Origin of the sequence: Burkholderia sp. Bp9012, from assembly GCF_003853825.1 — a bacterium.
Taxonomy (GTDB): domain Bacteria; phylum Pseudomonadota; class Gammaproteobacteria; order Burkholderiales; family Burkholderiaceae; genus Burkholderia; species Burkholderia diffusa.
The window spans coordinates 193,934-206,917 of sequence record NZ_QTQA01000012.1 but is presented as its reverse complement, the minus strand read 5'-3'; the positions used below and the strand labels follow the sequence as shown (position 1 = coordinate 206,917).

15 protein-coding genes are annotated in these 12,984 nt (G+C 66.2%); 6 read left to right on the top strand and 9 right to left on the bottom strand.

Going from position 1 to position 12,984, the window contains the following annotated elements:
- Positions 1-222: 222 nt before the first annotated feature.
- On the bottom strand, positions 223-1,134 hold the full coding sequence (locus DIE11_RS18725; protein WP_124626267.1) for a HEAT repeat domain-containing protein: 912 nt from the start codon (positions 1,132-1,134) through the stop codon (positions 223-225).
- Positions 1,135-1,676: 542 nt separating this feature from the next.
- Between DIE11_RS18725 and DIE11_RS18720 the strand changes: the two genes are divergently transcribed.
- Positions 1,677-2,390: an SDR family NAD(P)-dependent oxidoreductase gene (locus DIE11_RS18720; RefSeq protein ID WP_124626264.1), complete on the top strand. Its 714-nt coding sequence runs from the start codon at positions 1,677-1,679 to the stop codon at positions 2,388-2,390.
- A gap of 112 nt (positions 2,391-2,502) precedes the next feature.
- Here DIE11_RS18720 and DIE11_RS18715 read toward each other — a convergent pair whose 3' ends face one another.
- Positions 2,503-3,435, bottom strand: a complete 933-nt coding sequence (locus DIE11_RS18715) for a LysR family transcriptional regulator (RefSeq protein WP_124626262.1) — start codon at positions 3,433-3,435, stop codon at positions 2,503-2,505.
- Between the two features lie 354 nt (positions 3,436-3,789).
- Between DIE11_RS18715 and DIE11_RS18710 the strand changes: the two genes are divergently transcribed.
- The 5 genes from DIE11_RS18710 (at position 3,790) to DIE11_RS18690 (ending at position 6,636) form a co-directional block, all read left to right on the top strand.
- Entirely contained in the window at positions 3,790-4,254 is a 465-nt protein-coding gene (locus DIE11_RS18710) for a RidA family protein (protein WP_124626260.1), read from the top strand.
- A gap of 274 nt (positions 4,255-4,528) precedes the next feature.
- Positions 4,529-4,948 (top strand): organic hydroperoxide resistance protein, encoded by a 420-nt coding sequence (locus tag DIE11_RS18705; protein ID WP_124626258.1) that lies wholly within the window; start codon positions 4,529-4,531, stop codon positions 4,946-4,948.
- A gap of 66 nt (positions 4,949-5,014) precedes the next feature.
- Positions 5,015-5,341, top strand: coding sequence for a DUF4148 domain-containing protein (locus DIE11_RS18700; RefSeq protein WP_124626256.1), 327 nt, complete (start codon positions 5,015-5,017; stop codon positions 5,339-5,341).
- A 72-nt stretch (positions 5,342-5,413) separates the two neighbouring features.
- A complete protein-coding gene (locus DIE11_RS18695; RefSeq protein WP_124626254.1) occupies positions 5,414-5,743 on the top strand; it encodes a DUF4148 domain-containing protein in 330 nt (109 codons plus the stop codon).
- Positions 5,744-5,892: 149 nt separating this feature from the next.
- A complete protein-coding gene (locus tag DIE11_RS18690) occupies positions 5,893-6,636 on the top strand; it encodes a GNAT family N-acetyltransferase (RefSeq protein WP_124626252.1) in 744 nt (247 codons plus the stop codon).
- Positions 6,637-6,747: 111 nt separating this feature from the next.
- On the opposite strand, the gene DIE11_RS18685 is transcribed toward DIE11_RS18690, so the two are convergent.
- The 7 genes from DIE11_RS18685 to DIE11_RS18660 all read right to left on the bottom strand — a co-directional run bounded on the left by DIE11_RS18685 (position 6,748) and on the right by DIE11_RS18660 (position 12,872).
- Positions 6,748-7,203, bottom strand: a complete 456-nt coding sequence (locus DIE11_RS18685; protein WP_124626250.1) for a MarR family winged helix-turn-helix transcriptional regulator — start codon at positions 7,201-7,203, stop codon at positions 6,748-6,750.
- Positions 7,204-7,323: 120 nt separating this feature from the next.
- Positions 7,324-7,467 carry a hypothetical protein gene (locus DIE11_RS36400; RefSeq protein WP_170296424.1) on the bottom strand — a complete coding sequence of 48 codons (144 nt, stop codon included), beginning with the start codon at positions 7,465-7,467 and terminating at the stop codon, positions 7,324-7,326.
- Positions 7,464-7,835 (bottom strand): GFA family protein, encoded by a 372-nt coding sequence (locus DIE11_RS18680; protein ID WP_059606833.1) that lies wholly within the window; start codon positions 7,833-7,835, stop codon positions 7,464-7,466. The genes DIE11_RS36400 and DIE11_RS18680 overlap by 4 nt, the downstream gene beginning before the upstream one ends.
- 168 nt (positions 7,836-8,003) lie before the next feature.
- On the bottom strand, positions 8,004-9,104 hold the full coding sequence (locus DIE11_RS18675) for a nitronate monooxygenase family protein (RefSeq protein ID WP_124626248.1): 1,101 nt from the start codon (positions 9,102-9,104) through the stop codon (positions 8,004-8,006).
- A 264-nt stretch (positions 9,105-9,368) separates the two neighbouring features.
- On the bottom strand, positions 9,369-10,628 hold the full coding sequence (locus DIE11_RS18670; RefSeq protein ID WP_124626246.1) for an MFS transporter: 1,260 nt from the start codon (positions 10,626-10,628) through the stop codon (positions 9,369-9,371).
- On the bottom strand, positions 10,625-11,827 hold the full coding sequence (locus DIE11_RS18665) for a YbfB/YjiJ family MFS transporter (RefSeq protein WP_124626244.1): 1,203 nt from the start codon (positions 11,825-11,827) through the stop codon (positions 10,625-10,627). The genes DIE11_RS18670 and DIE11_RS18665 overlap by 4 nt, the downstream gene beginning before the upstream one ends.
- 118 nt (positions 11,828-11,945) lie before the next feature.
- Positions 11,946-12,872, bottom strand: a complete 927-nt coding sequence (locus tag DIE11_RS18660) for a LysR family transcriptional regulator (protein WP_124626242.1) — start codon at positions 12,870-12,872, stop codon at positions 11,946-11,948.
- Between the last annotated feature and the right edge of the window lie 112 nt (positions 12,873-12,984).

Genomic DNA, 12,984 nt, shown 5'->3' with positions numbered 1-12,984 from the left:
TGATCTGCAGCCCATGAGAAACAAATCCTGAACCCCTGAAAACACGACATTTCTATTTAGCTGGCGCCACGACATCTTGAAATGGCTACGACAAAATCTTGTAGTGGCTAGATTGAAATGTCCGCTTTTGGCTACATGGAAATGTCGCTTCTGCGGTCGGTCTGCCGACCAACCACCGGATTCCCGGTTTCCAGCCGCAGGCTGTGCACGATGCGGCGGCGTTCAACCCGTAATCGTGACGTCTCGCGCGTTCCGGACGACGTATTCGCGACCGTCTTCCTCGGCCAGCTTCACGTATTGCGCCAGCTTGCCGGATTTGACGTCCTTGAGCACCCACAACGCGGCAATCCGCTGATATTCATGTCCGGTGTCCCATGCGCGTTCCGCGAGCGTTTCGGCATAAGCGGACTTCAGCGCGCCCAACGCAAGCAAGGCACGCCGGCGCACGTATTCGTCCTCGTCGTTCACCAGGCGCAACAGCAGTGCTTCGGCCTCTGCGGCATGCGAACCCTGCCCGCCGAGTCGCGCGGCCAACTGCCATTTGGCGTTCGGCTCCGACGCGTCGATCGAGGCGCGCGCAAGTGCCAGCAACGCGTCGGGTTGCGTCCAGAGCATGCTCGAAATGTGCTCCAGCGCGTGGTCGCGGGCAATCGCGTAAAGCAGATCGGCGCACGCGGTTACGGTCCAGGCGTCCGGCGCAAGCGAGTCGACGACGGCAAGCGACGCGTCCCACAGGGCTTCCCAATGGCCGTACTCGCATTCCCAGTCGATACTTCGCTGGTGGACCGGGTATAGCGCCGCCCATTCCCTGAATTTTTCGACCTGTTCGTGCAGTGTGTTCAACGCGTGCATGGAAATTGTATTGATTGCGGCTTGCTTCACCGTGCGATTCACGCGGCGTGAAGCTGCGCCATCAGGCGCGGAGCGTCGCCCTCGCAGCACGAAACCGGATGCTTCGAGCCGCCCGCTCGCCATGTTCGCCGCGCCGCATCGGGCATGCCGCGCCGGCTGTTGGGCGGCGCTCTCGCGATCCTGCGGTTGGTGCAGGTGCTGCGCCGGCCGAAGCAAGTGTCCGGGACAAGCGGATCGGCGGCGTTCGCTGCCGGGCAATCGTCGGGCGATATCGGGCCGCATCTACGGCTGTGGGCACGATTGTGCCAGTTTTGGTCGTGTTCGGAGTGCCGGTTAGCGCACCGAGCATCCACGTGCGACGGCATGCCCTGCCCTGATTCGCTTGGGGAGCCGTTCGACGAAGCGTGTGACGGTCAGATCAGGCGCGTTTTCGCATCCGGGAGTTTCGGTGAAAAATATAGCTATTGTGATAAGAAAAGTTATCCGGATAGTTTTGATAAAAATCAGAAGTGCCCGACGCGTGACGCACGATCCGGGATACGGCATTCACATCATTTCGCCGCGCAAACCGTCGAATTTGCAACGATCGACGCGTGTCGCCCTGTGTGAATGACGGCGCACTGGGGGCGCGTCGACCCATCTCCGCCGGCATCCTCGCCGCTGCGTCCGTCCCCGCTCTTCCCCGCATTTGTTCCCGCGACGCAAGACTGTTGGTCCATGGTGGGTATTCGAACTCCGGCCCGGCGCGCCTAGAGTTGCGTCCATCGGATTCATCAATCCGGTCGGCGCTGAAGCCGAAAACCAGTCACCTGTCGAGGCAAATCATGAGCACTTCCAAAGTCATCATCGTCACCGGCGCATCGCAAGGCATCGGTGCCGAAACGGTCAACGCATTCCGCGCCCAGGGCCATCGCGTGGTCGCGACGTCCCGTTCGATCGGGCCGTCGGACGATCCCGATCTCGTTACCGTCGCGGGCGACATCGGCGACCCGGCTGTCGCGCGGCGCGTGGTCGACGCCGCCATCGAGCGCTTCGGCCGGGTCGACACGCTCGTCAACAACGCGGGCATCTTCATCGCGAAGCCGTTCACGCAATACACGGCGGACGACTACGCAGCTGTCACCCGCGTGAACCTGGACGGCTTCTTCCATGTCACGCAGCGCGCGATTGCGGCGATGCAGCGAAACGGAAACGGCGGCGGTCATGTGGTCAGCATCACGACGAGCCTCGTCGACCACGCGAACAGCAACGTACCGTCGGTACTCGCATCGCTGACGAAAGGCGGGCTCAATGCGGCGACGAAGTCGCTCGCGATCGAATATGCGAAGGCCGGCATCCGCGTGAACGCCGTGTCGCCCGGCATCATCAAGTCGCCGATGCACGCGCCCGACACGCACGCGACGCTCGCATCGCTGCATCCGGTCGGCCGGATGGGCGAGATGAGCGACATCGTCGGCGCGATCCTGTATCTCGATTCCGCGCCATTCGTCACCGGCGAGATCCTGCACGTGGACGGCGGCCAGAGCGCCGGGCACTGAGCGGCAACGTCGTGAGCATGCGCCGGCGCGGAGGGTGCGCGGCGCCCCGATGCCGGCGCAGGCGAGGCTTGCGTGCCCCGCTCTGCCCGGTTGCCGGCATGGCAGGCCGCGGCTAGCGAGTCCGCCTGCCGGGTGCCTGCTCGAGATGTTCGACGAGAAAGTCGACGAAGACGCGCACGCGCGACGACAGATAACGTGCATGCGGATACAGCAGCATGAACGGCCGCGATCGCCCGCCCTGGGCGGACAGCACCTCGGTGAGCGTGCCTTCCCGCAGATCCCGTTCGACGATGAAGCGATAGGTCTGGAACAGGCCCGCACCGCTACGCGCGAGGCTGACGCCGGCGAGGACGTCGCCCGACGTGCCATAGCCACCCGTCGTCGCGACGTCGATTTCCGCTGCTCCGTCGTTGAACAGCCATGGAATCGGCCTCCCGCTGCTCGGGAGCTCGAACTGGATGCATTCGTGCGCGTGCAGATCGTCGGCCGTGCGCGGTACGCCGGCGCGCTTCAGATAGCCGGGCGTCGCGACGACGACGAGTTCTGCGTCCTCGAGCTTGCGTGCGACCAGGCTCGAATCCGCTGGCGCGCGGCCGCGGATCGCAAGGTCGAAACCCTCCTCGGCGAAGTCGATGTTGCGGTTGCTGAGATGCGTTTCGACGCGTACGTCCGGGTATCGCTCGCGAAACGCGGGCAGCAGCGGCAGCACGCGATAGTGTCCGTATGGCGTCGGCATGCTGATGCGCAGCACGCCGGCCGGCGTTGTCTGCTGCCCCGTCGCTTCGCGTTCCGCGTCGACGAGCTGCGACAGCGCATCACGACATTGCTCGAAATAGCGCCGCCCGGAATCGGTGAGGCGGATCTGGCGCGTTGTCCGTATGAACAGGCGTACACCGAGACGCTCCTCGAGCCGCGCGACCGACCGGCTCACCGCGGCCGGCGTGACGCTCGCGGCCGTTGCGGCGAGCGTGAAGCTGCCGAGTTCGGCTGCCAGGCAGAACAGCTCGATGCTGCCGAGCAGGAGGTCATCGAATTTTCTCTGCATGGGGCGGCTCCTGCTTCCTCGTGCTGCCTTGAGCGGTTGCAAAACGGCGAATTCGGCTTGCGCCTGCAACGAGGCATCACGCTTCCGGCCCGCCAGCGCTGGTTGTTTCGTGGCGGGACGCCGAAGCACCGAGTGTGCATGAATCCCCGCTGGGAAACCAGCGGATCGGCGATACCGGAGTTACGCGTTCGCGCCGCGTTGCACCGCGGGCGATTCGTTACACCGTGTGTCGAGTCAATTGCGCGAACGATATTTACCGGCCCCTACCGCGTCACTAGAGTGATCGACAGAGGCCGTGGCGAGTTGCGCTCCACACCGCGGCCAACTCATCAACGATCCCCGAAGGAGAATGCCATGATGATCGAACAGAAGCTGGCCGAACTAGGCTTCACGCTACCCGAACCGCCGCAACCGCTCGGCAGCTACACGGCCGTCAGTGAGGCCGGCAACCTGTTGTTCATTTCCGGGCAATTGCCGCTCGTCGACGGCAAGGTGGCTTATACGGGCCGCGTCGGCGAACAACGGGATGTCGATGACGGTCGGCACGCGGCGCAGCTCGCGGCATTGAACGTGCTCGCGCAGATCAGAAAGCACCTCGGCGGGTTCGACCGCCTGCATCACATCGTGCGTGTCGAGGGGCACGTCGCGTCGGCCGACGGCTTCCACGGTCAGCCGGCCGTGATCGACGGCGCCTCCGACCTGTTCGCCAAGGTGCTGGGCAACAAGGCCGGACACGCGCGCTCGGCCTTTTCCCAACGTCAGTTGCCGGCCGACGCGACGGTGGTCCTGGTCGTGATCGCCGAAATCCGCTCGGCATGACCGGGTTGCCGCAAGCCCGGGCGGCCGCGAATCCGGCGGCCATCTGCCCTGCCACCGCTGAAACTTTCGATCCGAGGTGTCTTTTCAATATAAGGGATCCATCATCGAACAGCCTTGTCCGGCAAGGCTCGACACGATCCCGATACATTGCAATACAAAATATCGCATGCGAGTTAATCGAATGCGCTTGACGTGATTGGTCGCCTCGATCAAACTGCGTCGCATGCGATTTAATCGCATCAGACAACAACCTTCCTACCTGACGGAGTGAACGATGAGCAAGATCGAAAAAGTGCTGTACACGGGCAAGACGCATACGACTTCCGGCGGCCGCGACGGCGCGGCTCGCAGTTCCGACGGCCGCCTCGACATCCAGCTGTCGTCGCCGGGCAGTGCCGGTACCGGCACGAATCCGGAACAACTGTTCGCGGCCGGCTGGTCGGCCTGCTTCATCGGCGCGATGCAGCTCGCGGCGCGCGCGGCGAAGGTCACGCTGCCTGCCGATCTCGCGGTCGATGCCGAAGTGGACCTGGGCACGGGTGGCAACGCGTACTTCCTGCAGGCTCGCCTGAACGTGAGCGTGCCGGGGCTCGATCGTGACGTCGTGCAGCACATTGTCGACACCGCACACCAGACCTGCCCGTACTCGAAGGCGACGCGCGGCAACATCGACGTCGAGATCCGCATCGTCTGAGCAATGCCCCGGGCGGCCACGTGCTGCCTTCCCGAATGTCCTGCCATTTTCTTGTCGAGGTGAATGATGAAAACCCAACTGATCGCTGCCCTTCTCGTTGCCGTGTCCGCTGCTGCTGCCGTGCCGGCTTTTGCCCGTGATGCTGTTGTGACGCGTGCACAAGTGCGTGCCGAACTCGTCCAGCTGCAGCAGGCCGGCTATGTGCCGGGCCGCGCGAACGATCCGCACTACCCGGACGACCTGCAGGCGGCGCTGACGCGTATCCACGCGAACGACACAGTCGCAGCCGATACGGCGACGTCCGGTTATGGCGCCGACGCCGCAGCCGTCACGCAATCGGGCAGCCGTCCTGTCACGCGCATCGCCGAGCGCTCGATCTACTTCGGCCATTGAACGAAGTCGCGATCGACGCCGATTGCCGGCGCGCCGCGTTCACATTCCGATTACTCTTTTCTGTCGAGGTAAATGATGAAGACCCAACTGATTGCAGCCCTGCTCGTCGCCGTGTCGGCTTCCGTTGCCGCACCGGCCTTCGCAACCGAAAGCACCGTGACGCGTGCGCAAGTGCGGGCGGAACTGGCCGCGCTCCAGCAGGCCGGTTATCTGCCGAATCGCCCGAACGATCCCAACTATCCGGACAACCTGCAGGCAGCGCTGAAGCGCGTGCGCGACAACGATGCAACGGCGGCCGACACCCAGACGGCCGGTTACGGCAACAACGCCGACGGTGCGACGCAATCCGGCAGTCGCATGGCGATTCGCACGGCCGAGCGCTCGATCTATTTCGGTCGTTGAGCGTCGCGACGAAATCGACGACACCGTCCGCCAAATAAAGCGCATGCGATCTAATCGCATGCGCTTTTGCTTGTCCGTTTGTCCGCAACCTGCCCTGGGCGATCGCGTCTATGCTGTGCGACGAACGGCCTTCGATCAAGGAGCAGGCGATGCGGGAAGGAACGACTGAGCAGGAAGGAGGCGGATCGCATCCGCTCGACAATGCCGTATGGCATGCGCTTACCGGGGAGCAGCATCGTTTCGCCCTCGGCGACCTGCTTGCGCGTCGATTTCCTCCTGCGCTCGCACCGTTTGCGGGCATGGCCGACCGCAGCCCGACGGCGTTCGACGCGCTGCGCGGACTGATCGACGCCCATGGACCTGCGGCACTCGTCACGCCGGACGAGATCCCGACGCCGGCCGGTTTTTCCGTGGTCTGGCGGGCGATGCTGCATCAGATGATCTGGCAGGGAACGCTCGACGGCGCGCCTGCTCTGGAGCATGTCCGGCTCACCGAAGCCGACGTGCCGGAGATGCTCGAATTGATCGCGGCGACGGAACCAGGCCCGTTCGGCACGCGCACGGTCGAATTCGGCGGCTATATCGGTGTCCGCCGGCAAGGCCGGCTCGTGGCGATGGCCGGTCAGCGGCTGAGGGCCGGCGGTCACGCGGAGATCAGCGCCGTGTGCGTGGATGCGGCTTTCCGGGGCCAAGGCCTCGCGGCCGGACTGATCCGGTCGCTGGTCGCGACCATCCGCGCGCGGGCGGAAACGCCGTTCCTGCACGTGCTCACGTCGAATCACGGTGCGATCGAGCGCTATCGCGCACTCGGCTTCGCGACGCGTCGCGACATGCATTTGCTGGTGCTGGGGCGCGAGGAGACCGGGACGGGCCAGCCGGCGCGCCGGCCATAAGGACCGGTCGCGGCGGTGCCTCGGGCCCGACTGCGGAAAATATACTGAAATGGCGGAAGGAGCCGGCGGCAAGCGCATCGCAGGCTCGACATCGAGCCTGCGTTTGATCGTCTATCCGTTGATCGAATCGATCAGGTTGCCGCGCAGCGTGACGATGGCCTTCTGCATCTTCGCGAATTCGTCGGGTTTCAGGCCGGTGGCTTCGACCAGGTTCATGTCGAGCCCCTTCTCGCGCACGCGGCGGCCGCTTTTCGTCAGGCTCACGAGTACCTGGCGCTCGTCCGACGGATCGCGGTGCCGCTCCAGATAGCCCATCGCCTCGAGCTTCTTCAGGATCGGCGTCAGCGTGTTCGATTCGAGGAACAGCTTTTCGCCGAGCTGTCCGACCGTCTGGTTGCCCTCCTCCCACAGCGCGATGATCGTGATGTATTGCGTGTACGTGAGGCCGAGCTCTTCGAGGATCGGTTTGTATGCCTTGCCGAACGCGAGATTTGTCGAGTAGATCGCAAAACACAGGAACTCGGACAGCTTCGGTGTGGCGGGCGATTGTGCTTCGGTCGGTTTCATGAGCGTTCTCCAGCGACAGCGGTTCGTGTCGCAGACGAACGCATTATATATCGCGTGCGATCTTATCGGAGGCATGATTATCGCTTCCGATCAACACGATGCGACACCCGCGGCGCCTGCTCAATCTCGTCCGCTGTCATTCCGACCCCGTCGGTCGCCGGTCCGCTGGCGGCTGATCGACAGCAGCGAACACTGCACCGGGTGCGCGATCTCGGTCGCGAGGCCGCCCGTGGCGAACAGCAGGATCATCAGCCAGCGCTTCATGCGTCCTCCACGACGGAGAGGCTTGCGCCGTCGGCGACGGTCGCATCGAGCGCATACGGATCGACGCCGTCGAGGCAGCCGAGATTGACGCGCCAGCACGCGGGATCCTTGCGCGTCTGATGGAACGGATAGACGCCGCAGCGGCTGCAGAAATAGTGACGGGCCGTGTGCGTGTTGAAGCGGTAGAGCGTCAGCGCGCCCTCGCCTTCGACGATCTTCAGGTCGGCCGCGGCGAACATCGGGCTCATCAACGCGCCGCGACGGCGGCAGAGGCTGCAGTTGCAGCGAGCCGCCGGCGCAAGCGCGGTCCGGACTTGGAATTTCACGGCGCCGCAGTGGCAGGATCCGTTGAACCATGTAGCAGACATGTCGTGCTCCTCAAGAAGTCATGTCCGCTTTATAACGGGCCTTCGCCGACGCCGTGTATCACGCTGTATCCACGCCGCGGGCGGATACAGGACGTTGCAATTCTGTACCCGGCCATTCGCATTGCGGCGCATTCGCCGAACGCCGGCGCACCGCGTGCGGCCGCGAAATCAGTCCAGCGCGTGCTGTAGCCGTGCGATGGCCGCCCGTGTCTCGCGCTCGAGCGTCGCGAACAGTTCGGTCGCCGGCAGCGACCGGACGAGCGGCGCCGCCTGCCCGGCCCATTGCGCGCCGTAGCCGAACTCGCCGTTCGCCTTCGCGGCCGCATGCAGTGCCTTGCCCGCGTCGTATGCGATCGGATAGGCTGGCGTGGCCGGTGCGTGCGGATCGTCGCCGAGCGCGGTCAGCCGGTTCGCGATGCCGCGCGCGATCCGTCCGGAGATCGCGGTCGTCAATGTCGTGCGGCGCGCTGCGTCGCCGAGGATCGCTCGGCGATAACCGTCGTCGATCGACGTCTCCGGGCACGCGACGAAGGCGGTGCCGAGCTGCGCGGCCTGCGCACCGAGCGCGAGCGCCGCGGCGATGCCGTCGCCGTCCATGATGCCGCCGGCGGCGATCACCGGCAACGCACATTCGCGCACCAGCAGTCGCGTCAGGGCGAATGTGCCGAGCCGGTCGTCGTGCGGCGTCGAGTCGAATACGCCACGGTGCCCGCCGGCTTCGATACCCTGCGCAACGATCGCGTCGATACCGGCCGCGGCGATCTGCCGGGCTTCGTCGGGATTCGTCGCGGACGCGAACAGCGTGATGCCCGCGCGCTTCAGCACGGCGATGGCCTCATCGGACGGCAACCCGAAATGAAAGCTGACGACCGCCGGTTTTTCTTCGACCAGCATCGCGAGCATTGCATCGTCCGCGACGAAGCTCGTGTAGATCTCCGACAACGACGCCGGCGGCGTCGCGCCCTGTTCGCGGAACGCGGGTGCGAGCCAGTCGAGCCACGCGCGTTCGACGGCTGCGTCGGCGCGGGCCGGCCGGTGGCAGAACAGATTGATGTTGAACGGCCGGTCGGTGAGCGCACGCGTGTCGCGGATCATCTTGCGCGCGCCGTCGGCGTTCGTCGCGCCGACGCCCAGCGAGCCGAGCCCGCCCGCATTCGACACGGCGGCTGCCAGCGCGGGCGTGCTGACGCCGGCCATCGGCGCCTGGATGATCGGGGTGCGGATGCCGAGCGTGCGCAACAGCGTCCGGTTGTCGGTCGGGCGATTCATGTCGTTGCCTCCTGCAACGTCCGGGATCGGAATGCTGCGGCCAGATGCGGGCCGAAGCTGCTGGGTCGGGTCCGGTATACGGCATGTTCACGGCGCGTCGCGCTGAGCCGGTCACGGGAAAGCGGTGTCGAACTCGGCGGCCGATCGGGCAATGACGCGGCCGTCGCGCGGCGCGAGGCGCATCCGAACGGTGCGCGAAACAGCCCCCGGCAACCGCGCCCATGCTACGCCGGCCTGCCGCCCGCGCGCCAGCCCAACTTGCTTCTATCGCCTGCGTACCCGATAGGCGAGCCCCGCGCAGGCCGTCAGTAGCGCGGCTGTCACGAAGAACACCGCATGCAGGCCGAGCGCGACGCCGATCTGTCCGCCGATCACGGGGCCGATCACCTGCCCGCCGAACTGCGCGGATTGCAGGTAGCCGAGCATCTGGCCCGTCGCGCGCTCGTCGACGGACTGCCGGACCAGCTTGCCGATCGACGGCAGCAGCCCGGCGAGCGTCATCCCCATCAGCACGCGCAGTGCCGCGAGTTGCCACCAGTGCGAGACGAAGGCCTGCGGCACCATTGCGAGCGCGGTCAGCAGCAGGCAGCCGACGATGACATTCCAACTGCCGATCCGGTCGGCGAGCGCGCCGAGCCGCGCGGCGGTCAGCATGCTGCCCAGTGCGGAACAGGCCATCACGACGCCGGCGACGCGCGCCAGGTGACTGCCGTCGACGCCGAGCCCGCCGATATAGACCGTGATGATCGGCTCGATCGACATGTTCGCGAGCAGGACCATCATTGCCGTCACCAGGAGCGCGGCGACCGCCGCAAGATCGGTGCGCCGTGCCGTGTCCGCGGTCGTAGCGCGGGCGTGTCGCGCCAGTGCGTCGGTGTCCGCGTGAAAGTCCTCCTTCACGAGCAGGATCGTCAGCAGCGCGGCTACGGCGATCATCGCCCCACCCGCGAAAAAAGTCCCGCGGATGCCGAGCCAGCCCGGCAGCAAGCCGCCGACGAGCGGCCCGACGAGGTTGCCCGCGAGTGCACCGGTCGACAGGATGCCGAGTGCCCAGCCCGCGCGTTCGCGCGGTGCCTGCGTGCCCACCATCACGGTCGATGCCGACGCATAGCCGCCGACGAGCCCGGCGACGAGCCTCAGTGCGACGAGTTCCTGAACGTTGTGCGCAACGCCGATCAGCGACATCACGACGGCCATTCCGAGCGCAGCGCGCACGAGCATTGGTTTGCGGCCAAAGCGATCCGCGAGGCGGCCCCACAGCGGCGCGGTGACTGCGGTGCCGAGAAACGTCGCGCCGAAGGCGACGCCGGACCACTCGATCACGGCCGATTGCGCATCGACGCCGAGCTGCCGCACGTACAGCGGCAGGAACGGCAGCAGTATGCTCAAGCTGACGAGCGTCGTGAACGAGCCGAACACGCACACGGCGAGATTGCGCTGCCAGTAGCGCGCGTTCCGTTCGGCATAGCTGGCGGCGGACCGGCCGGCGCGCGCCGTGTCAGGTGTCTGGATGGTCGTGCTCATCGCGCCCTCGCCGATGCGACGACGTCGACCACGAGCGCCAGCATCAGCGCGGCGGCCCCGACGGCGAACAGCGTCTCGTATCGACCGCCGCTTGAGGCGAACAGGTACGACAGGCCGTAGGCAGCCATCGCCTGCATGATCGCGAAGCTGGTCGTCGCACTGCGCCATGCGCGTTTCGCAACCGACGGATGATGTGCGAGCAGTTCATTCACGCGGCCGAGCGCGAGCGGTACGATGCCGGGCGTGAACGCGCCGACCACCACGCTCGATACGATCAGCGCGGCGGATCCCATCCCGAGCAGCGGCAGCACGACGGCGACGGCCTCGATCGCGAATGCAATACGCAGTGCGCGACCGAATCCCGCTCGATCGGCGAGATGCCCGCACGCGAGCGGCCCGACGATCGCACCGAGACCGTACAGCACCCAGTACTGCGCGCCCGCGTCCACGCCCTTGTCGAGTCCGCGCGCTACGTAGTCGACGAGGAAGATCATGTGCGGGACCAGCCCGACCGCGTTGAGCCCGTATTCGACGTACAGCGCGCGCAGGCTGCCGGTCGGGAGGTTGCGTGCGTGCGTGGCCGGCGACGCGACGGCCGCAGGCGGCGCATCGTCAGCCGGCCAGCCGCGCCACGCGACGGCGGTCAACAGCAGCGACACGATCGCGAGCCCCAGCCACGTCGCGGTGAGACTCTGCCGCAGCAGGATCGGCACGATCGTGCCCGACGCCGCGATGCCGAGACCGATTCCCGTGAAGATGCCGCCGCTCGCGAAACCGCGGCGCGCCGGCGGCACATGCGTGAGGATCGCCGGCGCGGCGAGCACCATCAGGGCGCCGCCGGACAGGCCGGACGCAAAGCGCCAGACGAAGAACCACAGGAACGACACGGGCACCGCGCACGCGACGAACGCAAGCGTCGCGAGCAGCATCATCGCGCGAAGCACGGCAGTCGAGCCGGCGCGGCGCGCGAGCGCGCCGGCGACCAGCGCACCGGCCAGATAGCCGCCGAGGTTGGCCGCACCCAGATAGGCGGCCGTCGACGCGGGAAACCAGTGCGCGCCGATGATCGCGGGCAGCAGCGGCGTATACGAAAATCGTGCCAGACCGATGCCGATCAGGCTCGCACTGGCACCGGACACCGTGCCGCGCCACACGTTGAACGCGGGGGCGTTCTGCCGGTCGAGAAGCGCTTGTTGCATTGAAGGACCTCCATTCGCTGGGCGGACGCATACGCGCCCGTCGGTTGAAGGAAGTCTAGATTGAACCGAGTTTCGGGAGAATCCACGCGTTGCGGAAGCCATTCTTCCGCAGGCCGGTTCAATCTTCGTCGGTGATGGTGGCCAGCCGTGCGAAGTGCTCGCGCAATCGTGGCGCGGCGAAATCGACGAACGTCCGCACTTTCGGCACCGACAGCCGTCCGTAAGGCGTGACGACGTGAATCGGCAGCGGCGCATGTTCGCTGTCGCGCAGCACGATTCGCAGCGCGCCGTCCCGAACCTGCTCGGCGACGTGATACGAGAAGAGGCGCGTGACGCCGTGGCCGGCGAGCGCCGATGCAAGCGCGCCGCGGATCGTGTTGACGATGAAGCGCGGCGCGAACTGGACCACCTGCGGCAGCGCCGACTGGCCCGACGGCGGGAAGCTCCATGAATCGAGCCCGAAGTGCGTCATCGAGATGATCCGGTGCCGTGCGAGATCGGCCGGCGCGGTGATCGGCGGATGCTTCGCCAGATAGTCGGGTGACGCGACGACGACACGCCGCACCGCGCCCACCGGGATCGCGACGAGCGTCGAATCCGCCAGATGTGCGATGCGCAGCGCGACGTCGATTCCTTCGTCGATCAGGCTGACGGGACGGTCGAGCAGTTGCAGGCGAATCGACACGGCCGGATGGCGGTCGATGAATTCGTCGATGAGCGCGCGCAGCACGTCCTCGCCGGCGGCGACCGGAGCCGTGATCGTCAGCAGGCCGCGCGGCGCCGAGCGTTCGTCCGCGATCAGCATGTCCGCTTCCTCGAGATCCGCGAGGATGCGGCGGCACGCTGCGGCGTAGCGTTCACCGGCTTCGCTGAGGCGAATCGTCCGGGTGGTCCGGTACAGCAGCGCGGTGCCCGTGTGCTCCTCGAGAAACGCAATCGCGCGGCTGACTGCCGCCGGCGAGCGGCCGAGACGGCGGCTCGCGCCAGCGAGACTGCCCTCGTCCAGCGTGGCGACGAACACCTTCATCGCATCGATTCGGTCCATGGCGTGTGAGCGTGCGAGAGTGGTCGTGTCATTGGCGGCGGGAAAAAGCCAGCGAGCAGTCTACCGTACGCGTCCCGCGATGCGTGGTCGGCCCCGTTGTGCCGCTTCGTGA